Annotated in this window: 23 protein-coding genes; 15 read left to right on the top strand and 8 right to left on the bottom strand. The window is 52.9% G+C overall.

The genetic code is table 11. The features are described from left to right. Positions 1-802 precede the first annotated feature (802 nt). From rpmH to AC2T9U_RS11605, 8 genes are all read left to right on the top strand, one after another. On the top strand, positions 803-940 hold the full coding sequence (gene rpmH, locus AC2T9U_RS11640) for a 50S ribosomal protein L34 (RefSeq protein ID WP_084441032.1): 138 nt from the start codon (positions 803-805) through the stop codon (positions 938-940). Positions 941-957: 17 nt separating this feature from the next. After that, entirely contained in the window at positions 958-1,350 is a 393-nt protein-coding gene (rnpA, locus tag AC2T9U_RS11635; protein WP_115031991.1) for a ribonuclease P protein component, read from the top strand. Further along, positions 1,347-1,655 carry a membrane protein insertion efficiency factor YidD gene (gene yidD, locus AC2T9U_RS11630; protein ID WP_493696201.1) on the top strand — a complete coding sequence of 103 codons (309 nt, stop codon included), beginning with the start codon at positions 1,347-1,349 and terminating at the stop codon, positions 1,653-1,655. Before rnpA ends, yidD begins: the two co-directional genes overlap by 4 nt. Positions 1,656-1,736: 81 nt before the next feature. Then, positions 1,737-2,777, top strand: a complete 1,041-nt coding sequence (yidC, locus tag AC2T9U_RS11625; protein ID WP_493696200.1) for a membrane protein insertase YidC — start codon at positions 1,737-1,739, stop codon at positions 2,775-2,777. 84 nt (positions 2,778-2,861) lie between these two features. Next, positions 2,862-3,359 (top strand): Jag family protein, encoded by a 498-nt coding sequence (locus tag AC2T9U_RS11620; RefSeq protein ID WP_493696199.1) that lies wholly within the window; start codon positions 2,862-2,864, stop codon positions 3,357-3,359. Positions 3,360-3,439: 80 nt separating this feature from the next. Further along, positions 3,440-4,162, top strand: coding sequence for a 16S rRNA (guanine(527)-N(7))-methyltransferase RsmG (gene rsmG, locus AC2T9U_RS11615; RefSeq protein ID WP_493696198.1), 723 nt, complete (start codon positions 3,440-3,442; stop codon positions 4,160-4,162). 218 nt (positions 4,163-4,380) lie between these two features. Beyond that, the gene (locus tag AC2T9U_RS11610) at positions 4,381-5,331 is read left to right on the top strand and encodes a ParA family protein (protein ID WP_493696197.1); all 951 of its coding nucleotides are present in this window, start codon (positions 4,381-4,383) and stop codon (positions 5,329-5,331) included. 191 nt (positions 5,332-5,522) lie between these two features. Beyond that, the gene (locus AC2T9U_RS11605) at positions 5,523-6,722 is read left to right on the top strand and encodes a ParB/RepB/Spo0J family partition protein (protein WP_493696196.1); all 1,200 of its coding nucleotides are present in this window, start codon (positions 5,523-5,525) and stop codon (positions 6,720-6,722) included. Between the two features lie 55 nt (positions 6,723-6,777). On the opposite strand, the gene trxA is transcribed toward AC2T9U_RS11605, so the two are convergent. From trxA to AC2T9U_RS11570, 7 genes are all read right to left on the bottom strand, one after another. Further along, the gene (gene trxA / locus AC2T9U_RS11600) at positions 6,778-7,104 is read right to left on the bottom strand and encodes a thioredoxin (protein WP_493696195.1); all 327 of its coding nucleotides are present in this window, start codon (positions 7,102-7,104) and stop codon (positions 6,778-6,780) included. A gap of 83 nt (positions 7,105-7,187) precedes the next feature. Next, positions 7,188-8,120 carry a thioredoxin-disulfide reductase gene (trxB, locus tag AC2T9U_RS11595; RefSeq protein ID WP_493696194.1) on the bottom strand — a complete coding sequence of 311 codons (933 nt, stop codon included), beginning with the start codon at positions 8,118-8,120 and terminating at the stop codon, positions 7,188-7,190. A 105-nt stretch (positions 8,121-8,225) separates the two neighbouring features. Beyond that, positions 8,226-8,915: a hypothetical protein gene (locus AC2T9U_RS11590; RefSeq protein ID WP_493696193.1), complete on the bottom strand. Its 690-nt coding sequence runs from the start codon at positions 8,913-8,915 to the stop codon at positions 8,226-8,228. A gap of 102 nt (positions 8,916-9,017) precedes the next feature. Then, positions 9,018-10,658, bottom strand: a complete 1,641-nt coding sequence (locus AC2T9U_RS11585) for a protein kinase family protein (protein WP_493696192.1) — start codon at positions 10,656-10,658, stop codon at positions 9,018-9,020. A gap of 127 nt (positions 10,659-10,785) precedes the next feature. Next, positions 10,786-12,411, bottom strand: a complete 1,626-nt coding sequence (gene murJ / locus AC2T9U_RS11580) for a murein biosynthesis integral membrane protein MurJ (RefSeq protein ID WP_115032009.1) — start codon at positions 12,409-12,411, stop codon at positions 10,786-10,788. After that, positions 12,408-14,504 (bottom strand): DUF6049 family protein, encoded by a 2,097-nt coding sequence (locus tag AC2T9U_RS11575; protein WP_493696191.1) that lies wholly within the window; start codon positions 14,502-14,504, stop codon positions 12,408-12,410. The genes murJ and AC2T9U_RS11575 overlap by 4 nt, the downstream gene beginning before the upstream one ends. Beyond that, a complete protein-coding gene (locus AC2T9U_RS11570) occupies positions 14,501-14,983 on the bottom strand; it encodes an NUDIX hydrolase (protein ID WP_028327202.1) in 483 nt (160 codons plus the stop codon). Before AC2T9U_RS11570 ends, AC2T9U_RS11575 begins: the two co-directional genes overlap by 4 nt. A gap of 219 nt (positions 14,984-15,202) precedes the next feature. Between AC2T9U_RS11570 and AC2T9U_RS11565 the strand changes: the two genes are divergently transcribed. Next, positions 15,203-16,663: a CCA tRNA nucleotidyltransferase gene (locus AC2T9U_RS11565; protein ID WP_493696190.1), complete on the top strand. Its 1,461-nt coding sequence runs from the start codon at positions 15,203-15,205 to the stop codon at positions 16,661-16,663. Positions 16,664-16,685: 22 nt separating this feature from the next. Here the strand turns inward: AC2T9U_RS11565 and AC2T9U_RS11560 are convergent, their stop codons facing one another. Further along, positions 16,686-16,901, bottom strand: a complete 216-nt coding sequence (locus tag AC2T9U_RS11560) for a biotin/lipoyl-binding carrier protein (protein WP_115032013.1) — start codon at positions 16,899-16,901, stop codon at positions 16,686-16,688. Positions 16,902-17,110: 209 nt separating this feature from the next. Between AC2T9U_RS11560 and AC2T9U_RS11555 the strand changes: the two genes are divergently transcribed. From AC2T9U_RS11555 to rplI, 6 genes are all read left to right on the top strand, one after another. Beyond that, the gene (locus AC2T9U_RS11555; RefSeq protein WP_493696189.1) at positions 17,111-19,333 is read left to right on the top strand and encodes a transglycosylase domain-containing protein; all 2,223 of its coding nucleotides are present in this window, start codon (positions 17,111-17,113) and stop codon (positions 19,331-19,333) included. 80 nt (positions 19,334-19,413) lie between these two features. Then, complete coding sequence (locus AC2T9U_RS11550) at positions 19,414-20,826, top strand: hypothetical protein (RefSeq protein ID WP_493696188.1); 1,413 nt, start codon at positions 19,414-19,416, stop codon at positions 20,824-20,826. Between the two features lie 318 nt (positions 20,827-21,144). After that, complete coding sequence (gene rpsF / locus AC2T9U_RS11545; RefSeq protein WP_028327198.1) at positions 21,145-21,432, top strand: 30S ribosomal protein S6; 288 nt, start codon at positions 21,145-21,147, stop codon at positions 21,430-21,432. 23 nt (positions 21,433-21,455) lie between these two features. Next, complete coding sequence (locus AC2T9U_RS11540; protein WP_028327197.1) at positions 21,456-22,031, top strand: single-stranded DNA-binding protein; 576 nt, start codon at positions 21,456-21,458, stop codon at positions 22,029-22,031. A gap of 73 nt (positions 22,032-22,104) precedes the next feature. Further along, a complete protein-coding gene (rpsR, locus tag AC2T9U_RS11535; RefSeq protein ID WP_028327196.1) occupies positions 22,105-22,341 on the top strand; it encodes a 30S ribosomal protein S18 in 237 nt (78 codons plus the stop codon). 23 nt (positions 22,342-22,364) lie between these two features. Then, a complete protein-coding gene (gene rplI / locus AC2T9U_RS11530; RefSeq protein WP_493696187.1) occupies positions 22,365-22,808 on the top strand; it encodes a 50S ribosomal protein L9 in 444 nt (147 codons plus the stop codon). Positions 22,809-22,819: the final 11 nt, after the last annotated feature.

The raw sequence follows: 22,819 nt of genomic DNA, 5'->3' as shown, positions 1-22,819 counted from the left end.
GTTGTGCCCTCCTGCTGAGTATGTAATGCGGTGATAAGTCCTAGGACACGTTAGGTGTCCACTGCGCGAGCATCTTGTGGGAAACCCTGTGTGTACCTGCCCGCGCAGGGCATCAATTTTCTCGAGAAGTTTTATTGAAACATGCAGGCTACAGTGCTGCCCAGGCTGTTTCCACAGCTGTGGAAACAGCCTGGGGGTACAGGATACGGGATATCCACAGGCTACTAGTGCTCGACCATTGACAAAGTCAATTAAGGTCATGAAACCTGCTGCTCAGGTGGGTATTTGACGAAGTATTAAGGGCAGTGTTTGCATGTGGATGCCCTGTGGGAATCTCTCTCGCTTAGGTTTTCGGGTCACTTGGCCGTTGGAAAATAGACAGCGAGTCGTGCTGGCTAGTCGTAAGCAGAATCTGTCAATCGGGTCGGTGGATAGGTTTGCGTTCAAATGCACGAACTCATCGGCCGCTGGGTGAACTGCCAGATGAGGTAGCTGTATTCGCTGTGGTTCGAGTAAGTTAGCCCAGCAAGTTTGACCTCTATTTCCTATTTCACGTAACGTGGTGTGTCAGTCGGTTTCGACGGGCGGTTTCGTGTGCCCGTCTCCAAGCTGTGGTAGTCAAGACGTAACGTGCGCAGAAGTCATGAGTTTCTCTCGCGCGCGTAGTGACTAGAATGAGAGTGGAGACGGACCTTCGATCCCGACCGTCGGCGGCGAGGCTTTCTCAATCGTTCGAGATTTGCGTCGCGTCATGGTCGAGCCGACTTAACCGACTCGTCGACGAGACCCAACGGAGTTCAACGTGAGCAAGCGCACTTTTCAGCCCAACAACCGTCGTCGCGCTAAAAAGCACGGCTTCCGCAGTCGTATGGCCACTCGTGCTGGCCGCGCTATTCTTGCCTGCCGTCGCCGTAAAGGCCGCGCCAGCATTTCCGCCTGAATCTCCCGGGCAGGATCGTGCTCTCCGCATGTAACCGGCTATGTGAACCTACAGATTTTCACGTAGCGGTAAAAGGCAAGAGAGCAGGTGGAAAACTGCTTGTTATTCATGTTGCTCAGCCTGAGGGCAGACGAAGCCGACCCCCGCGGGTCGGCTTCGTTGTGTCGAAAGCGGTGGGCATTGCTGTTGTGCGAAACAGAGTAAAGCGCCGTCTACGCCATTCTTTGCGTGCACGTATTCCTTCTCTCCCCCAAGGTGTCGACCTCGTCGTTCGAGCTAACCCTGCGTCCGCGCAAGTAGACTTTCTACGCCTTGAGACTGAGCTAGAACGTCTTCTCACTAGGGTGATGAAAGACTTGAATGAAGTTTCAGTGGGTCACAAAAAATCAGTGATGGGTCGATCTGTGTGAGCCCCCTACTAGTCGATCGCTTACGTGGCCTGCTAGCTAGGCCGTTTTTATGGGCGATTCGGGGGTATCAGCTATTTATTTCTCCCCTGATACCCCCTAGATGCCGTTTCTATCCCAGTTGTTCCACGTACATGCTTGTGTCTATTCAGCGTTTTGGTGTGGTCAGGGGGCTTGGGCTGGGGGTCAGACGTTTGGGGCGTTGTCATCCTTGGAATCCAGGTGGTGTTGATCATGTACCTGCGCGAGACGCTAAAAGACGCTCGGTGCGTCAGAATGGAACTATCTCAGACACCACCGACAGGTGATGAAACTTTGACAATAAACTTCGGTCATATCTGGTCTGTAGAGATACCCGAAGATGGAACGAAGAGACCGTAGAGGAAAATATGGAGAGGTCCTTTTTCGAGACGCTGATGCTTCCACTTGAATGGTTTGTCGAGTGGGTGCTGGTTGCTTTCCACAGTCTCTTCTCGTGGGTTGGAATGCCTGCAGAGTCAGGGTGGACGTGGGCGCTATCCATTGGTGGATTGGTTATTGTCATCCGCGTCCTGTTGATGCCCTTGTTCTTTAAACAAATCCAGTCGTCACGTCGTCTGCAGCTCATTCAGCCTGAGATGCAGAAGATTCAAGCAAAATACAAGGGAAAAACTGATCCAGAATCTCGGCAGCGAATGTCTGAAGAAACAATGGATCTGTATCGTCGAACAGGGACCAACCCTTTTGCATCTTGTCTGCCGATTCTTGTTCAGATGCCTTTCTTCTTTGCGTTGTTTAGCGTTTTGAACAACCTTGGTCGAGTTGCTTATGGACAGCGTTTGTCTGCAGGGCCATTGAATCCACAGCTAGCAGGTCAGGCAGATGCATCGACTCTTTTCGGAGCCCCGCTGTCAGCCACATTTATGACCTCTCATTCCATTGAGGCAAAAATTCTTACAATTGTGCTGATTCTGTTGATGTCAGCCACTACGTTTATCACGCAGCATCAGCTGACGATGAAAAATATGCCTGCTTCGGCACTTGACAATCCGATGGCTCGGCAACAAAAAGTAATGTTGTATGTTTTCCCCTTGATTTTTGCGGTTACAGGTGTCAATTTTCCTGTAGGTGTTCTTATCTACTGGTTCACCACGAACGTCTGGTCAATGGGGCAGCAGTTTTGGGTGATTCGCCGGATGCCAACTCCTGGATCGGAAGCAGAAAAAGCATTCCAAGAAAGACGCCGTCGTCAAGGAAAACTGCCGGCAGAAAATCGCATGGATGCAGTAGAAAAAAATATTGCATCAGAGAAAAAACGTTCGTGGTTCAAAAACAACACAGATGTCTCAAACATTGCAGGTGAGTATCGCGATAGCCCTGTAGCGGACAAGCTTCGACAAGGTGGTCAGCGTCAGCAGCCTCGCAGGACCAGCCGTTCGCGGCGAAAATAACTTGTATTCCCGCGCTTTGCGCGGCCAGGCCACACATAATCGATCTGGCAGCGGATAGAACTGCCTATTCATTGGAGGGACAGCATGAGCGAGGGAATTAGTGCTAGCCGCACAGAGGAGCTAGAGCGTGAAGGTGAAATTGCGGCAGACTTCCTCGAGCGTTTACTTGATATTGCCGACTTGGACGGTGACATTGATGTAGATATCGATGGCGACCGGGCTTCAGTTGCCATCGTAGATTCAGAAGATGGTCGAGTACCACGTCGTTTAGTCGGGCAAGATGGCAAAGTTCTCGAAGCATTACAAGAATTAACTCGTATGGCAGTACAGGCTGAAACTGGTGAGCGTAGCCGGGTAATGCTTGATGTAGCTGGCCACCGTGCTGAGAGGCGCGAAGCAGTTATATCTACTGCACGAAAAGTGATCGCTGAGGTAAAAAAATACGGCGAGGCTCGATCGCTCGAACCTATGTCTGCATTTGAACGTAAAGTAGTTCACGACGAGGTGCTTCGCGCAGGACTCGAATCAGAATCCGAAGGCAGTGAGCCTCACCGTTTCGTTGTTGTACTTCCCCTGGTTTAAATCACACCTTCTCTGATGGCAGTGGCAGCTAGGCGCGGCCACTGCCATCATTCGCCTTCTTAACGATGGATCAACCAACCGTGGACAATTCGTTTTCCTCTGAACTTTCCCTTCCTCCCAGGATTGCTCATCTGATCTATAAAGATCGCCTAGATATAGCTGTTAAGTTTTCAGAATTATTAGCTACAACGGGAGTGACTCACGGACTAATAGGTCCTCGCGAAGTTCCACGATTGTGGAGTAGGCACATTCTAAATTGTGCAATTGTGCAAGGTGTACTGGAACCTGGTGTCGCCGTGGCAGATATTGGCTCTGGTGCTGGGCTGCCAGGATTAGCTTTAGCTATTGCACGGCCTGACCTGCAACTACATCTGATTGAGCCACTTGCGCGACGCACAACATGGCTTTCATCTGCTGTTGAGGAATTGGGACTTACAAATGTGGTAATTCATCATGCGCGCGCCGAAGCTTTAGCCGGCCAGCTCGCTGTTCCTGTTGTAACTGCACGAGCAGTCGCTCGTCTTGCAAAACTGGCAATGTGGGCTGCCCCCCTATTGAGCCCGGGAGGCGAACTGGTTGCTCTCAAAGGCGCATCTGCTTATCGTGAACTGGAAGAGGACCGTCAGCAAATAGCTGTCTCTGGTGGCTGTGATAGCAAAGTTGAGCTTCTTGGAGAAGGAACTTTAGAAGATCCTACGACGCTTGTACGTATTCGTTTTATCTCAGCCCAGAAGGGAAATGTTCGAGTGAAAACTTCTGGCAAGAAAAAGTCACGCCATAGTCGCAGAACTCAAAATCAGTAAGGTCTCAGTTAACCTCTCGGCCCACCTAGGTGAGTCGAGAGGTTTTTGATATCCCGAATCTCTCTGTTCCGTAATTGTCATGTCGTCATGTCACCAGAGCTAGCTCTGAGGGTACCGTAGGTCCTTGAAGGCATCGTTCTACGCATGTTTCACGTGAAACTTCTTGTCGGAGGTCTGTTTCTCGTGAAACGCGTTGACGTTAGAGACAAGGAGGAGCTGTGCCCCAGGAGTCACCAGTACTGGCAGTAAAAGATCCTGCTGACCCCTTAGACGAAAAGGAACCAGATGAATCAGCGCCGAACAGGGTCGTTTCCCAGCCGAAGCGGCGTTTGATTCGACCTAAAGGATCTCCCTGGAAGAAACCTGCGCATACCAGGATCATCACTATCGCAAATCAAAAAGGAGGCGTTGGGAAAACAACTACAGCAGTCAATCTTGCAACAGCTCTGGCACTTGGAGGGCAACGAGTATTACTTATAGATTCGGACCCACAGGGCAATGCAAGCACCGCACTAGGAATCGAGCATTCCTCAGAGGTCGACAGTATTTATGATGTTCTGATTGAAGATGCTTCGCTGATTGATGTTGAGCAACCTTCTGCGTTAACCCAAGGACTAACGTGCGTACCTGCCACGATTGAGTTAGCTGGTGCTGAGATAGAACTAGTTTCATTCGTTGCACGTGAAACACGACTGCAAAGAGCAATTGAGTCTTATCTGCTGCAAAAAAATAAAGACAAAGATCCAGTTGATTATGTGATTATCGACTGTCCCCCAAGCTTAGGACTTCTCACGCTTAATGCTTTTGTGGCTGCTCGCGAAGTGCTCATTCCGATTCAGTGTGAATACTACGCTCTGGAAGGTTTGTCGATGTTGATCCGCAATATCGACATGATCCGGCGACACCTCAACCCTGTGCTTCACATTTCGACGATCTTGCTCACGATGTATGACGGGCGCACCAAGCTTTCATCGCAGGTAGCAGAAGAAGTTCGCTCAGTTTTCCCAGATCAGGTACTCAATGCGATGGTGCCGCGATCTGTTCGGATATCTGAAGCTCCAAGCCACGGCGAAACCGTTTTGACTTACGATCCGATGAGTACGGGATCCTTAGCGTATCTAGGTGCTGCTCGAGAGTTTGTTGAACGCGATCCAAGTTTTCAATCGTAAGTAATGTTTCACGGGAAACATATATAGCAGCGAGTTTAGTGAAACGGCTATTAGCTGGTAGTGGGCATGAGGAGGAGGAAGAACGTATGAGTAGTGATCGGCAGCGTGGTTTAGGGCGGGGGTTGGGGGCTTTGATTCCCACTGATGTCCCGCGAGAATCACTTGCAGCTAAACCACGAAGTACAAGGCCCTTGACTGAGTCAGTTCCTGCAGTGCAAACCAGGCCAGCAGATTTATTCTTTGAAAGCGACGTTACTCGGCGCACACGAGAATCTGCTTCTTCATCAGCAGCTGCATCTGGACGAAAAAATAAGTCGAGTGCTCCTACAGATAGTCAGGGACGTCGTGCTGCTTTAGATAAAGCTTTCGAGAGTGTAGGACGCGCAGGGGCTGATGTCAGTTCTTCAGAATCTGATGTAGTTCAAAGTAGTTCTGATGTTTCACGGGAAACCAAAGAACTAAGTAAAATTCATCTCGAATCTGAAGGAGAAATAGCCATAACTTCTACAGAGCCCCGAGAGGGAGTCGTGGTGAAGGATGACTTGTCTCCTGTTCCAGGGATTGAGCTTGCTCAGATTGATATTGATGCAATTCACCCGAATGCGAAGCAACCTCGAACAGTTTTTGATGAGCAAGAGCTAGATGAACTTGTTGCCAGCATCAAAGAAATTGGAATACTCCAACCAATTGTTGTTCGGCATAGTCAAGAAATTGAATCTGGCTATGAGTTAATTATGGGTGAGAGGCGTTGGCGCGCTTCCCGAATAGCGGGGCTGCAATCAGTGCCTGCAATCATCAAAAGCACACCTGATGACGCAATGCTGCGTGATGCGCTTTTGGAAAACTTGCATCGAGTTCAGCTCAATCCTTTGGAAGAAGCCGCTGCCTATCAGCAACTCCTTGATGATTTTGGTTGCACCCACGAAGAACTCGCAGATCGTGTAGCTCGATCACGCCCTCAGATTAGTAATACATTGCGACTTCTGAGGCTTCCGCCTCTTGTTGCGCGGCGTGTAGCAGCTGGTGTTTTAACTGCAGGCCATGCTCGTGCCTTGTTGGGTCTTTCAGATGCAGCAGCGATAGAGCGTCTAGCTCAGCGAATAGTGGCAGAAGGCCTATCTGTGCGAACAGTAGAAGAAATTGTTGCCGTTTCGTCAAATAATGCTAGTAGTAAACCTCGTCGTCCGCGCAGTTCTCAACATAATCAGGGATATGAAGATTTGGCAGCAAGACTTACAGATCGCCTTGATACTCATGTGACCATAAATATGGGGAGAAAAAAAGGGAAACTAACGGTTGAGTTTGCTGGTCGAGAGGACTTAGACCGAATCTTGAAGGCAATTGACTCGACCTGTTTAGCTGAAGAGAGCGAATCTATCCAGGAAACTTAAAATTAACAAGGGTTGGGGTGTTGTTTCACATGAAACAACACCCCAACCCTTGTTATCAGACAATGAAGTCTGCGATTTCGCGGAGCAACTTTGGCTTAGGGTGGGCTCCGACAATTGTTTTCACAATTTCCCCGCCCTGGAAGACGTTCATCGTAGGAATACTTACGATTCCGTACTTAGCTGCAGTTTTCGGGTTCTCATCAGTGTTGAGTTTGATAATTTCGATCGAACCAGCATTCTCGGCTGCGATTTCTTCGAGGATTGGAGCTACAGCACGGCAAGGACCGCACCATGGTGCCCAAAAATCGACAAGAACGGTTTTTTCATTCTTGAGAACGTCAGCTTCGAAATCAGCATCACTGGTCTCTTTAATAGCTGCCATGAAATCTCCTGGTTGATTAACTGACTGAAAGTCAGACTAAAGTGTTATCACTTACCCACGACTGATAGGTCTCATGTATGAGATTAGATAGTTTCCAGATAACGTTCTGCGTCGAGTGCAGCTGCGCATCCGCTACCTGCTGCTGTAATTGCCTGTCGATAAGTGTGGTCTACAAGGTCACCACAGGCGAAAACGCCAGGAATATTAGTGACACTGCTCCGACCTTGCGTTAACACATATCCTCCCTCATCGATCTCAACAGCGTCACAGACGAGTTCATTGCGAGGATCGTGACCAATAGCTACAAAAACAGCACGAGTTTCCATCTCGCGGGTCACCCCAGTTATTGTATCTTTGAGGGTAATAGATTCGACTTTATCGACTCCGTTAATTGATGTAACCGCAGAGTTCCAAAGGAATTCAATTTTCGGGTTATTCATGGCTCTTTGTGCCATGATGGCACTTCCCCTGAGCTGATCACGCCGGTGTATCACTTTGACTGACTTGGCAAATTTTGTAAGAAAAGTTGCTTCTTCAAGTGCTGAGTCACCGCCACCGACTACCACGATGTCTTGATCACGGAAGAAGAAACCGTCACAGGTGGCACACCAAGAAACACCTTTTCCTGAGAGTTCTTTTTCACCAGGAACATGGAGCTCGCGGTAAGCAGAACCCATGGCAAGAATCACAGCTCGAGCACGGTATGAGTTACCGCTTCCATCTGTAGCTGTTTTTATGTCGCCGGATAGATCAAGAGAAACTACATCATCGATGATGAGTTCTGCTCCGAAATGTTCTGCTTGTTTCTGCATTTTTTCCATGAGGTCAGGCCCCAGTATTCCATCGGGAAAACCTGGAAAATTCTCCACCTCAGTGGTATTCATTAGAGCGCCGCCGGCTGCAACTGATCCTGTGATTACGACAGGAGAAAGATTGGCACGCGCTGCGTATATGGCTGCGGTGTAGCCTGCAGGTCCGGAACCAACAATCAAGACGTTGTGGATATCCTCGCTCATGGAAGTCCTCTCAAATAGAAGTATAGCTAGTCAGCGTTTGAACTGTCGAATACTTACAACGCGCTGTAAAAGTTATTTACCCGCTCAACGATTATGAGGGTAGACCTATTCCAGGCGTCTGTTAGATGCGGTGTTCTTACTGTTGGAGACAGGATCTGCTGTTGTTTCCTCTTCCAAAAGGACAGGGCTTCTGAAAACAGGGCATGCTGGATCGATCACGCGCAGGCGTCGTTGCCCTTGGGTGTTTGTGGTGACAAAAGCAGCTGTGATGCCGTTGTACGGTGCGATCTCTACCTGCTCAACTTCATTAACGTCAATACGAAGATGTCTGAGGCAATTAAGTATTTGTCTCGAAAGGATTTGACTATCTTTTGTTGGGGTTGATTGAGAAGTCTCGACAGGTGGAGAGTTATGAGGTGCAGATAGCGCAGCCACAGCTTTGGAAGGTTCCGGGATGGGGGCAGAGCGCTCGGTGAGTGGAATGCCTTCTTGCGCGAGCGTTGTCGTCATGCGACTTTGAGTATCTAACTGAGTCATCCCCGCAGTGACAAGCAGAGTTGTTCCGATAGCTGCAAGTAGTAGTGAAAAGCTCACCAGGAGAGGGACCGGTAACCTAGATCTGCCGTGCAAACGGTTAGGAATAGGTGGTGGTGGGATTTTTCGATTTTGTGAGGATAACTGTTCCTGTGAAACAGCTTTTTTTAGACGTTGGGTGAGGCCTGCGGGCGTTTGAGGCGTGTGTGCTGACGCCAGAAGTCGGCGGATTTCCTCGTCTTCGGGGTAATTGTGCCTCATTCCGTCCTCCTCCCGGTGGTGGTAAGTTTGGGGATTTTCCCCGATCGGTTTCACATGAAGGACGTACAGGCTCTATTCCGGGTTCCCCGAGAAGTGTGCGTGTTAGTAGACCGTGATTTCTGAGATGCTGCCGCGGTATCGGCCGTCTTCTCCTTGGGGCAACTTAGTGAGGAGCACAATCAGGTATTGGGCAGGTTCAGTGCTGCTAGCACGAATATCGCTTTCACCTTTTGGTGCATTTTCTACTTTCCCGATTTCCGTGGCTCCTTCGAGGGAGCTTGAGTTATTCGATAATACAGTGATTGATTGCCCCTGGCGGCCGTTGATTTTTACGCCTTTAATTGATCTCTGATCTTGTAATTTAAGTACAAGTCCTACTCCACGTTTGTTTCCACCAATAATGTCAGGAGAGTCATATCCTTCGGTATGCCACTCAGATGACGTATTTTGATCAGTTGCTCGATGTGTTTGATTTTCGTTCTCTGCCCCGTCGCCTTGGGGATCAAAAGATCTTACATGTGATATAGCGATAGGAGTTGAGTTATCGGTATGAGTAGCTGAAGCATTAGGGGTTGCAGGTTTCGCTGGTGCAGGTGTCGTTGGTGTTGCACTAGTAGTGGATTCCGGAATCGTGTTAATAAGTACGGGTATAGCTGCGGCAGTAGCAAGGAGTATTCCTGCTAAAACTACCGCGACGATAGGGCGCGCATATTTTCCGTCTTTGTATGAGGGCGCAGCAAAACCTGGAGCGATGGCATTTTCGTTGTCGGTGCCAGTGCCGACCGCGAGTGCTTCGCGGATGTTTAGATATGAAGGGTCAGATCGTCGTTCTTCAAGGTCACGTCGTTCTGCAGCAATACGTTCATTTTTTCGGTCTTTTAGGCGAGTGGTGATTGAGGAAGCGCTCTTGTTAGATGGCGTTGCGTCTGGTGTGGTTTCGGTTGTTTTTTCCGTGTTTTTGGAATGAGAAGCTTTAGTGACGCGAACGCTGGACCAAGGACGTAATTGTGCTGCGACTTCAGCAGGAGTTACAGGGCCAGAATTGTGGTTGAGAGTACTTCGGCAGACCGCATCGATTTCAGGAGGCACCGCGCTTACTAGTTCGGAGGGCACTGCGATCGCTGTTCCGACGCGGGGAGCTGTGTCAAGTCCTCGTACAGGACTGGGAAGAGGCCACCGTGCAGTGATGGCTGCATACATGAGGGCAACGATGGCGCAAGCATCAGTGCGTTGTGCATCTTCGGTGTTGAAGTTTTCGTTTCCGCCAGCGATAGCGTCAGCGACTGCAAGTCCCACAATTTTTACGAGTCCGCTGTCTGTGATGCGAATAGCGTGAGGGGTGAGGTGGAGATGGTGAACATTGCGGCGTGCGGCTGTGGTGAGTGCGGTAGCGATTTCACCGGCAATGCGACGTCCCTCTTCGGGGGGAAGAGGACCAGTTTCTAGAAGCTGGGCGAGGGTACGCATGTCTGCGAGAGATTCTTCGACGACCCAACTCATGCGGATATCGGAACCAACATCAAGTACGCGCACAAGTCGGTGATCGGCAATTGCGGCTGAATTGCGTGCGGCTTTGACGATTTCTTGGGCTTGAGGATGCGAGGTTGGAAGAACAGTGACTTCGACTTCTCGTCCTAGGGTGTCATCAGTGGCGGCCCATACATCTATGTCGCCGATTCGGGCTCGACGGTTGTTGAGCCGATACCGTCCTGCAACGACTTGTCCTGCTCCTACGCCCTGCACGGCACCTGCCTTGTCCTAGGTCGATTTCTTCACGGTGCCGCGTCTTGCGGCGGTGTCTTTTTCGACCGCATTGTGGCGGTGGGCCGGAATGGGCGGTCGCGTCCCCTTGCTGGGCTTGTGGGACAGTCTAGGCCTGGCCGTGTGTTGGCTTGCGTTTTGGTAGGCGAGTCGTGATCAGCTGAGTGATTTGTTTTACTTCGTCGATGCGCATCCGGTGTGCCCCGATGAGGTATATCGGGATAAAGATCGCGGAACCCAGGGCGACTTTCAAGGTGGATTCGAGGGCCCGGATGGGGATGATGTTTTCGATAGCCAAGAAAGCAGCGTAACTAGCGAGCGTTGCGGGTATACACGCGACTATGACGCGTACCCATGTGCGGGTAATGCGGTACATGCGGAGACGGCCCATGCGTTGTTGGACCCACATGGTCGCGATGATTGCGCTAATGATGTTGGCAATTGCTTGGGCTCCAGCTGCTGCTACTCCGCGCCATTCATCAGTGAGGAGTAGAGCGGCGATAGTGAGCACTGTTCCGATGCTGGTGTTGAGAACTTGCATACGAAAAGGAGTTCGGGCATCGCTGTGTGCAAGGAAAGCTCGTTGGCAAAGGTAGTAGACGCCGTAAGCGGGCAGGCCGAGCATCATGGCCATGGTGAGGTATCCGATTGCGTCAGTGGCTTCTCGTGAATTTCCGAGGAAGATCAGTCCGGTGAGTGCAGTTCCGATAGCAAGGGTGCCGAACGCGATGGGGATCGTTGTTACGCCGATGAGGTTGGCACCTCGCCGGAGGTCACTTCGGATTGTGTCTCTGTCGTCGATGGCTACGGCTTTGGCCATAGAGGTGAAAAGCGCGGTGGCTAAGGAGACAGTGATGAGTCCGTGGGGAGTCATGAAGAGGAGAAATGCCTGGTCGTAGGCAATTTTTCCTGGATAGTACTGGGCGACTGAAGTGAGGACTCGTGTTTGAATGATGAGGCCAAGTTGGGCGACGGCCAAGGAGGCAAATGTCCATCCGGCGACGCGTCCGACTGCTCCGAGGCCGACTCCTCTGAAACCAAAGCGGGGGCGGTAGCGGAATCCACTTCGGTGGAGAGGCCATATGAGGACGATTGCTTGGAGCGCGACACCGAGTGTGAGGGAGCCTCCCAGAAGGGCGATCATGGCGGGAGTGAAGGTGGTGGGGTCACCGTTTCCGCGCCCGTAGGCGTTGATGAACCATCCCAGGGCGACGATCCAGACAATGTTGCAAAGCACTGGTGACCACATGAACCACCCGAATTTTTCTCGGGCGTTGAGGACTTGACCGAGGATGGCGTAGAGGCCGTAAAAAAAGATGGCTGGCATACAGATGTAGCTGAATGCCACGGAGAGGCCGTAGGTGGGTTCGTCCCAGTTAGCGCTGGAGAGGAGGTTAACGAGGAAGGGAATGAGGGGTATGCAGATGGCGGTTACGCCGAGAAGTACGAGGATAGACAGAGTGATGAGTTTATCGAGGTATTCCTGTCCACCGTCGGGGTTTTTTTGTGCTGCTGCGATTTGTGGAACGAGGACAGCGTTGATAACGCCGCCAGCTAAGAGTGTGTAGATGGTGTTGGGCAGCATGTTGGCGACGGCCCAGGAGTCTCCGGCGAGGGTGAGCCCAAAGACTGCGAGGATCATGGATTGACGAGCGAGTCCGAGTACGCGGGAGACGAGGCTTCCTGATGCCATGAGGGCGCTGGCGCGTGCGAGGCTGCCGTTGGAGCTGCTCATTCCAGGTCGACCCCTTTGATGTCGGCGTCGGTGACGCGTGTGCGGCCTCGGCGGATGGTTCGTGCGAGGCCGAAGGTAAATATGAGCGCAACGAGTATGGCGCCGATAGTGATAGTGATGCCGCCGCTGGGTTGGACTCGTACTTTGACGGTGGCGTCGGTGCCGAGCCTAGTTCCGGCTGCGGTTTGTAAGTGGGTGGAGATGGGGACGAGTCCTGCTGCTATTGCTTCGACGGGTACTTTGACGGTGGTGCGGCTTTTGGGAGAGATAGACAGGGGAGTTGGTTGGGTTATGTGGAGTCTGGGTGTTCGTTGGTCAGGTTCGAGGATGAGTCGTACGTCGTGAACAGCTACGTCGAGGTTGTTGACTATGGTGACTTGGAGTACGCCGGAGTCTGCAAGGAAGTTGACGGTACTTGGTAGGACGTTGACGCCGGTGGTAAGGGTGTGGATGCGGTCGGTGGTTGTGGTGAGTGCGGTGTCGTGTTGTGTGGGGTGTCCTCGCCAGCGGGCTGAGGCGAGGGCGTGTGTGGTGGTCGTGGTGGGAATGAGGGTGGATTTGTTGGTTGGGGTGAGGACGGTTTCGAGGCCGTTGAGGTGGCGCTTGGCGTCGAGAATGTCCTCGATGGTGTTTGGAGTGATGGGGCTGTTGTTGTTGGGGGTGTGGTTGGGGGGTTCTGTGGTTGGTGTTTGGGGCTCGTTGGTGCGGTGAAGGAAGTCGTTGGTGTTGGTGAGGGTGATCCAGGGGGTGTTGGATATGTCGGTTAGGAGGGTGTGGAGGGTGTTGGGGTTTGGGTTGAACCCTCGGGGGGCTGTGACGAGGACGTCGCGGGGTTTGCTTGGGTTTTGGGAGAGGAGGGTGAGTGTTTCGGCGAGGAATTGTTGGGTGATTTCGCCGGTGTGTGTGGGGTTGGTGGCGCGGTTGAAAAGGTTGTTGAGGCCGCTGTCTGATACGAGGAGGGGGTTTCCCTTGGGGGTGCGGCGGGAGGCTGGGCCTGTGCGGTCTGGGTCGGGGTCTATGTGTGTGTTGTCGGTGATGTAGGTGGTGGGATTCTGTTTGTTGCGGGGGTGTAGCGCGTTATTGATGGTGGTTCGCTGTTGAGTGGTGAGGGCGTTGTCGATAGGCCAGGCAAGTAGGGGGGCGGTGTCTGCTGCGCGTGCTTGTTCGGGGGGTGCGCCAGTTTCGGTGAGGAGTTTGCCGAGTTGGGGGTTGGTTTTTCCGATCGCTTTGAGGAGGTTGGGGTTTGCGTCGGTTGTGGTGAGTGGGTCGATGTCTGGGTCGGTGGGGGGGAGTTGCCAGATGGTTGAGGTTGGGGTGGTGATGTTTTTGGTGATGTTTTTGGTGAGTTGTGTTGGTGTGTCGGGGGTGTCTGTGTTTTTTGTGGCTGGTGGGGTGGTGTTTGGGGCTAGGAGGGTGGGGTCGAGTGCGTAGGTGGTGGTGTGTCCTTTGGTGCCGTTGAGGATGTTATCGATACGGCTTCCTGGGCCTGCGAATTCCGTCCAGGCTTTGTCGAGTTCTTCTCCTGTTGCGGTGACGAGGTGGGGGTCTGGGTCGGTGGTGAGTGGTATGAGGAATCCGAGTTGGAGAGGTTGGTATTCCTTGCGGGTGTGGGTGGGCAGGAATGAGCGTGTGGTTGTGGTTGTGGTGGGGTTGGCGGCTTCGAGGATGAGGGGACGTATGTCGTAGGCGTTGGTGGTGGTGATGTTGTTGCCGTCGATGGTGAGGGTGGCGGTTTGGGTTTTGCCAGGTGGGAGGGTGATGGGGGTTTTGCTTGTGGCTACGTGGGTGGTGTCGAGGGGTTTGTTGCTTGTGGTGTAGGTATTGATTTCGCTGCGTGTGGTGAGTTTCTGGTTGCCGAGGAGTGCGCGTATTTGGATGTTGGGTAGTGGTTTGTTTCCGCGGTTTGTCAGTGTTGCGCGGATAGTAATGGGTTCTCCGGGGGTGGCGATGGTGGGAGTGACTCGTGTGAGGGCGAGTTCGAGGGGGTTTTGGGTGCTGTTGCGTTCGTTGGGTGTGGCCGCTGGTGTGGAAATGCTGGTGAAGATGGTGGCCAGGATGAGTGCGGTGAGTGCGCGGTGTGTGTGTTTGCTCATGGGGTTCCGGCGAGTCGTTCCCAGGCGAGTTGGGCGATTCGGCGTTCGTTGGGGAACGTGAGTTGTTCTTGTACGCGGTGGAGGGGGAACCATGCGACGGCGAATGCTTCGTGGTCTGGGTCGTTTTCGACGGTGAGTCCGCCTCCTGTGGCTTCGAGGAGGTAGTGGTGGACTACTTTGTGTACGCGGCGGTCATGGGTGGAGAACCAGTAGTCAATGGTGCCCAAGGTTGTTAGGACGCGTCCTTGGATTCCTGTTTCTTCAGCAACTTCGCGCTCCGCTGTTTGTTCTAGTGTTTCGTCACCTTCTTGGTGCCCTTTGGGAAGGCACCATTCGACGCGTCCTGCGCGGTTGCGGCGTGCGATAACGGCGATATGGGCTTGGCCTTGTTGGACGTCGACGACTATGCCTCCGGCGGAGCGTTCGAGCACTGCGGGGACGCGCCGCACGGGGCGGCTCGGTCGCGGTGCGGTGGTCATCTTTTGATTCTAACGAGGTATTTGGCAACCGCACTCATACGGGCTCTTTGGTGATGAGTTAGTGGCGTATTGGTTGTTGACCTGCTGTTTTGTGGTGGCGTGTGACGCGGTGATTGTGTGTGTTTGTGTATTGAGGCTGTTGAACGGGGCTGGAGTCTGGCTTTGTTGAGGATGTGCTGAGGGGCGGGGGTGGTGTGGCTGCGGCTATCCTTGCGTGCCGTGTCGGTCCACCATATTGATCCTGCTTTGCGCGAGGCCATTTCTCGGCTGACGCCGCATTTGCCTGTTCTTCTCGACCTCGGTGGGAGGTTTGCGGCTGAGGGGTTCGAGTTAGCACTGGTTGGGGGGCCGGTGCGGGATGCTTTTTTGGGGCGTGATGCTCCTGATTTGGATTTGACGACTTCGGCGCGTCCTGATGATTCGGAAAGAATTCTTCGTGCGTGGGGTGATGGTACGTGGGATTTGGGGCGTGAATTCGGCACTATTGCTGCGCGTTTGGGTGATGTGACGGTTGAGGTGACGACGTATCGGGCTGATGCGTATGACCATGAGTCGCGTAAGCCGGTGGTGTGTTTTGGTGACAGTTTGGTGGAGGATTTGGTTCGTCGTGATTTCACGGTGAACGCGATGGCTTTGCGGTTGCCTGGGCTGGAGTTTGTTGATCCGCACGGTGGGTTGGATGACTTACTGGCAAAGCGTTTACGGACGCCATCAGCACCGGAGGTGTCTTTTGCGGATGATCCATTGCGGATGATGCGTGGGGCTCGTTTTGTTGCGCAGTTGGGTTTTGAGCTGGATGAGGGTGTTCGTTCGGCGATGGTGGAGGCTGCTGATTCTTTGGAGATTGTCTCTGCTGAGAGAATTCGTGATGAGTTCTGCAAGTTGGTATTGGCAGAGCATCCGGTTGCGGGGTTGCGGGTTTTAGTTGAGACAGGTTTGGCAGACCGCATGCTTCCGGAGTTTTCGGTTTTGCGGTCGACGGTGGATGAGCATCGGCGTCATAAGGATGTGTATGAGCACACGTTGATGGTGTTGCAGCAGGCGGTGGATTTGGAGCAGGAACCTGGGGAGGGGTCTGTGGTTCCTCGTCCGGATTTGGTTTTGCGGTTGGCAGCGATTTTTCACGATATTGGTAAGCCGCCAACGAGGAAATTTGAGGAGGGTGGGGGCGTTAGCTTCCACCATCATGAAATTGTCGGGGCGAAAATGACGCGTAAACGTATGCGTGCATTGAGGTTCGATAAGGAGACGATTAAGGCAGTTGCTCGGTTGGTGGAGTTGCATTTGCGGTTCCATGGATATGCCGACGGTGAGTGGACCGACTCTGCTGTACGGCGCTATGTGACGGATGCGGGCTCTCTGTTGCAAAGGTTGCATCGGTTGACTCGGGCTGATTGCACTACGCGTAATCGTCGTAAGGCGGCGCGTTTGCGGCAGGCTTATGACGCTCTTGAGTCTCGTATTGAAAAGTTGATGGCCGAGGAGGAATTGAAGGCTGTTCGGCCGGAGCTGAATGGTAATGAGATTGCTGAGTTGTTGGGAATTGAGCCGGGCCCGTTGCTGGGCAGGGCGTATAAGCAGGCTTTGGAGATTCGGCTGGAGGAAGGGCTGATTGGCCGCGAGGCTGTGTCTGAGCGGCTTCGTTTGTGGTGGGCAGATCAGCCAGAGAACCGTGATTGATTTGTGTGAAGTGTGGTGATTATTACTCAAGGATGGCGATGACGTCGCCTTCTTGGATGACGTCTCCTGCTATGACCTTGACTGCGGTGATAGTTCCGTTGTGTTCTGCGATGACGGGGATCTCCATCTTCATGGATTCTAGGAGTGCGATTTCTTGTCCTGCAGTTACCTTGTCGCCTTCATGGATGTTGATGTGAAGGACGTGGGCAACGAGGTCAGAAGAGATTACGAATGTCATGTGATGGAGTCTTCCGTGAGAGGGAGTTACCGCCAAGTATGTGCTGGAGGGCTCCTTTGAGAATGTGGGTTTTCTTGTGTGACGTGTTGTTGGCTGAGTTGCTTTGGGAGGAAGAAGAATAAACGTGGGCGTGCGTTGTCATGATTCGCCGGTCATACTGGGGCGGTTAAGGTAGTTGATCCCTACCTGGGGGTCCGGAGGGGAGTGACGTGAGATCTCGCGTCGTCGTCGGTAGAGGCGGCAAGGTCCGCAAGGGTCGTTTCCGTGCCCTTAAGGTGTTTTCTGCTCTTGTTCTGAGCCTGATTGTTCTTGCAATTGCAGGAGTGGTTTTCGCCTTCGTGGCTATTAAGGTGCCTAATGCCAACGAAGTTGCTAAGCAGGAAACGTCGATTTTCTACTATTCGGATGGTAAGACTGAGATTGGTCGTACCAGTAGCGTAAACCGTGTCTCGGTTACGCAGGACCAGATGCCAAAGCTTCTGCAGAAAGCTGTCTTGGCTGCTGAGGATCGTAGTTTTTATGAAAACCCAGGTGTCTCTTTTATTGGCCTTGGTCGCGCAGTAGTGGCGATGGTTACAGGTGGGCCGACCCAGGGTGGATCTACTATTACCCAGCAGTATGTCAAAAATTATTTCTTGACGCACGATCAGACTTTTGCTCGTAAGGGTAAGGAGCTGGTTATTGCATTAAAGCTTGAGCAGGAGATGTCCAAAGATCAGATCCTGACTGACTATCTAAACACTATTTATTTTGGTCGACTTTCTTACGGTGTTCAGGCTGCATCGCAGGCGTACTTCAACAAAGATGTCAAGAATTTGTCTACTTCTGAAGCGATCTTCTTGGCTTCGATTATTCAGTCTCCGGGAAACTTTGATCCTTCAAATGGGGAGAAGACTGTTGGGCGCCTGAAGAGCCGTATGAAGTATGTGGTTGATGGAATGCTTGAAGAGGGGTGGATATCGGCTGAGGAGGCGCGGAATGTGTCTGTTCCTCAGACAGTTGCCCCTAAGCGCAAGGTTTCTTTGGGTGGCCCGGGTGGGTACCTGGTTGCGTTGGCCCGTGATGAGCTGGTGAGTAAGGCTGGTATTGGAGAGGCAGAGCTGGAGCGTGGTGGCCTTCGTGTAGTGACCACTATCGATAAGAAGGCTCAGGACAATGCTATTCAATCGGTGGAGAATAATAAGCCAGGTGAGGCTCGTATTCGCACGGGTCTGGTGAGCATTAAGCCTGGTGACGGTGCAATTCAAGCTTTGTATGGCGGTTCGAACTTCTCGAAGAACCCATACTCTGCTGCGCATCAGGCGCAGTTGCAGGCTGGATCTACATTCAAGGTTTTTGCTGTCGCTGCGGCTTTGGAGCAGGAAATCAGTACGCGGACAGTGCTTCATGGAGACAGTCCGCATACTTTTGGCTCGGAAATCACGGGCGCGGAGCCGTGGGATGTTCGGAACTATGCAAATGTCAGTTATGGAAATGTTTCTGTTCGGCAGGCCTTGGCTCACTCTGTGAATACAGCGTTTGCTGAATTGAACTTTAAGGTTGGTCCACAAAAGACAAAAGACATGATGGTAAAGCTCGGGATCCCTGAGAATTCTCCAGACTTGGTTGCTTCAGGTTCGAATGTCTTTGGAACAGCTTCCATCCGTGTTATTGACCTGGCGAACGCATATGCAACTATTGCTGCGAAAGGCATGAAGGCGGAGCCGTACATTGTAAAGTCGGTTAACGACAATGTTGGAGTCATGAAAGAGTATGTGGCTTCACCTTCGCCGACTCGGGTGATTAGTGAAGCTGTGGCTGCAGACACGATCGAAGCTATGCGGCGGGTTTTGTCTGACGAAGGTACGGCTAAGAAAGCATCTGGCCTTTGGTTCCCGGCTGCTGGGAAAACAGGAACCACGGATAATTCGAAGGCAGTTTGGTTCGGTGGATTTACTCCACAGGCATCTACAGCTGTGGCTCTGTATATGCCTGATGAGAAGGGTATTCCGCAGCCGATGCATGGAATCGGCGGCAAGGCCGAGCTAACGGGTGGAACTTATCCAGTGAGTATCTGGATGGGCTATATGCGCCGTTTCATGGAAGGGAAACATGTCATTGCTTTCCCTGAACGTGTAGGAATTGGTGACTCTCAGGTGCCGTCTTGGTCGGAGAGCACTCCGCCTGCCACTCCGACAGGGACCGCGACTACTGCTACGACTAAGCCGGGTGAAAGCCCGACAACGGACGACAGCAACGGGAAAGAGCCCAAGCCGACGGGTGTTCCTACAGGAACGCATTCTCCAGCACCGACACGTGGCGGTAGCAGCTCTGACCGCGGTCGAGGTAAAGACAGACCTAGTCGTCCGGACCCGGGTGATTCTGATGGCGAACAGTCACCGCGTGAGCCGGGAGGCTATATCAGCGGTGGGGCCTCCCATTTGGAGGAGTAGTGCTTTGGCTCCGGTCGAGATATCTCGACCGGAGCCAAAGCACTACTGGGGGCTTCTTTGTTAGCAAGTAGGGTTCTTCTATGAGCTCTCAGGGTGATGCGAGCGCCTCGGCGCCTGAGCAGTTGTCATCGGTGCAGGGTTCTCGTGATGAGAACTCGGTGTTAGGTGGTCCACTTGGTCGCTATGCCAGATTGCCTGTTGTTGAAGTGAAGAAGGGGCGATGGTCTGGGCGTTTAGTCCCAGCATGGCAGCCAGTAGCTGCGGTGTTGAGCTTTGTGGCTGCGGTGATGGTGGCTCTGGGAGTGTTGCAGAAGGCGCATTGCTTTACTCATGGCTGGGCTGGGTCGTCGGTTTTTTGGCGTGCGTGCTATTCGGATTTGCCGACGATGTTTGTGACTAGTGGTTTGTCTTCGGCGGCTTTTCCTTATGAAGGTGAGCTGTCGCTGTCAGAACCTTTGGGAACGGGGGTGCTGTTGTGGCTGCTGTCCTTTTTTGCGGTTTCTAGTGGCAGATCGGTGGATTTTGTCGCGGCTTGGTCTGTTGTGGCATCGACCTTGGCGATGGGGTTGGTGGTTGTCACTGTGCTGACAGCGCGGCGCGACCCATGGCGGGTATGGATGGTTGCGTTTAGTCCTTTGCTGATCACTGTGGTTCTTGTTGGGCCGGAGTTGGTCGGGGTGTTTTTGGTTTCGGTTGCTTTGTTTTTTTGGAGTCGTGAGAGAGTTGTCCTCTCGGGGGCAGTGTTTGCTCTTGCAATTTGTTCGCGTAGTTATGCCTTGATTGTGTTGGCGGCGGTGGTGTTCTCTGCTGTGCGGGCGGGAGCTTACGCTGCTGCTCGACGCTTAAGTTTTGTGGCTGTCGTGGGTGCAGCGGCTGGTCTGGGTGTTTTCGCTGTGTGTGGTTTCAGGGTTTTCGGTCCCTATGAGTGGTGGCTTGGTGCTGAGGCAGAGTTTGGTTCATTGCAGTATCTCTTCACTCTTCTTCATGTGCCTTTGTCGCCAGTAGTCGCGTCGGTGGTGGCGATTACAGGATGGGTATGCGCGCTTACGGTAGGGGCTTTCATGATGTTGTCGCTGCCACGGCGTCCCATGATCGCTGAGGTTGCTGCGGTAATGATGGTCGTGGTGGCGTTGTTTTCTAAGGCGCTTTCTCCTCAATGGGCTTTGCTGTTGTTGCCATTGGTTGCTTTGGCGCGTTTGCCCTGGAAGGTCTTTGCGGCGTGGTCTTTGTCTGAGTGCGTGTATTTCGTCATGGTATGGATGCACTTACCATTGCAAACTGAGCCATCGCGGGCTTTGCCTGAGGGGTGGTATGCCTTGTTTTTAGTGGTTCGCGTGGCAGTTCTTCTTCTGGTTGGTTGGTCATGTTTTTCGCGGGCTATCACGCGTCGTTCAGTGCGCCAGGCTCCTGCGAACGATGCTTTGGTGACGGAGCCAGATGATGTTGCTGGTGTGGCAGCGGGGCGTTCAGACAGGCTCGTGATTACTTTTTGAGCCAACGAGGAAATGAGGAGTAGTCAGTTCCCTTGTGGGGTTGTGTGTTTTTCACATGGGGGTGCCGGATTCGTCCGTGGCTGTCTAAGCCAGGTATTCTGGTGATGTTCACTCGTCTCCCTGCCCTTAGGGCCCGGTTGCTTACTCTTCGAATAGGTTGCGCGTGTCGGTAGTCGGAGGTGGCGGCCTCTTCAGTTTTTCTGGTGGGGCTCGGTGCTGATGCTTGTTGGTGCGTCGGTACAGGTGAACAACGCACTCAACCCTCCTGTCACGGATCGACCGTGACCGAACAAGACCAAAGGAGGTGGGTTAACGAGCATGCGTAAGTACGAAATCATGATCATCGTGGACCCCGAGATCGACGAGCGTTCGATCACCGCTTCGCTAGAGCGTTACATCAACGTGATTAAGGCTGGTGGCACCGTCGATAACGTCGATGTGTGGGGCCGTCGTCGTCTTGCCTACGACATTAAGAAGCACTCTGAGGGTGTCTACGTCGTCATCGACTTCACGTCGGAGTCGGCTGTTGCGCAGGAGCTTGACCGTCAGCTCGGCTTGTCTGAGTCGATTCTGCGTACCAAGTTGCTGCGTCGCGACGCAGCCTGAATCGATTCGAAAGGAACCCGCCCATGGCCGGCGAAACAGTAATCACGCTCATCGGCAACCTAACGGCCGACCCCGAGCTGCGTTTCACTCCGTCCGGGGCCGCGGTCGCCAGTTTTACCGTTGCATCTACTCCTCGCACGTTTGATCGCAACAACAATGAATGGCGTGATGGTGAAACGTTGTTCATGCGTTGTTCGGTTTGGCGCGACGCTGCTGAGAACGTTGCCGAATCCTTGGAGAAGGGGCATCGGGTGATTGTTACTGGTCGCCTGCAGTCTCGCTCTTGGGATGACAAAGAAACCGGTGCACGTCGCACTGCACTAGAGCTGCAGGTAGATGAGGTCGCTCCCTCTCTTCGTTATGCTACGGCTAAGGTCACGAAGACCAGCCGCGGTGGCGGTGGCGGTTTTAATAACGGTGGTGGTTTTCAAGGTGGTCACAATGGTGGTGGCGGATTTTCGCAGCCTAGCCGTGGCCCTGTAGACAACGACCCTTGGGCGACGGGTGGTCAGGGTTCTGGTGGGGGTCAGCAGGCTCCTTCCGGTGGCAACCGTGGTGGCTGGAGTAATGGTCCGGCTTACGACGAGCCACCGTTCTGATCGACACTCAATTATTCGTAGTATCCATCCCGGACTGCTATGTCCGGGCTCACCCAGAAGGGAGAGCACCACGATGGCTAAGCCCGTAGTGCGTAAGCCGAAGCGCAAGGCAAATCCGCTTAAGGCGGCGAAGGTCGAGAACATCGACTACAAGGACACAGCGCTTCTTCGTAAGTTCATCTCGGACCGCGGCAAGATCCGTGCTCGTCGCGTCACAGGTGTGAGCGTGCAGGAACAGCGCCTCATCGCGAAAGCAGTGAAGAATGCTCGCGAAATGGCTCTTCTGCCCTACACGAGCTCGGCTCGCTGAGCGAGAGTAAGGGAGGAATAGCTATGAAGCTCATTTTGACGCACGAGGTTTCTGGTCTCGGCGCTGCTGGTGACATTGTCACTGTCAAGGACGGCTATGGCCGTAACTACCTGCTTCCTCGTGGTCTGGCTACGCCGTGGACCAAGGGTGGCGCTAAAGAAGTTGAGCAGCTTCGCGCTGGCCGTGAGGCCCGTGCGATTAAAGATCTTGACCAGGCAAAGAGTGTGAAGGGGCAGCTTGAGGCAACTCCGCTGAACCTGATTGCGCAATCGACAAAGTCTGGTCGTCTTTTCGGTTCTATCACGCAGGCTGATGTTGCTGAGGCGGCTAAGGCACAGCGTGGTATTTCGATTGACAAGCGCAAGGTTGAGTTCGCTACGCCTGTTAAGTCTGTTGGCATGCACACAGCTACAGTGTCGCTGCATCCGGAAGTTAAGGCGACTGTGAAGCTGAACGTTAAAGCTTGATTTATTGCAGC

This window comes from Dermatophilus sp. B7861-1 (genome assembly GCF_058996045.1).
Note: the sequence above shows the minus strand (reverse complement) of the source record. Positions and strands in the feature narration are given on the sequence as shown.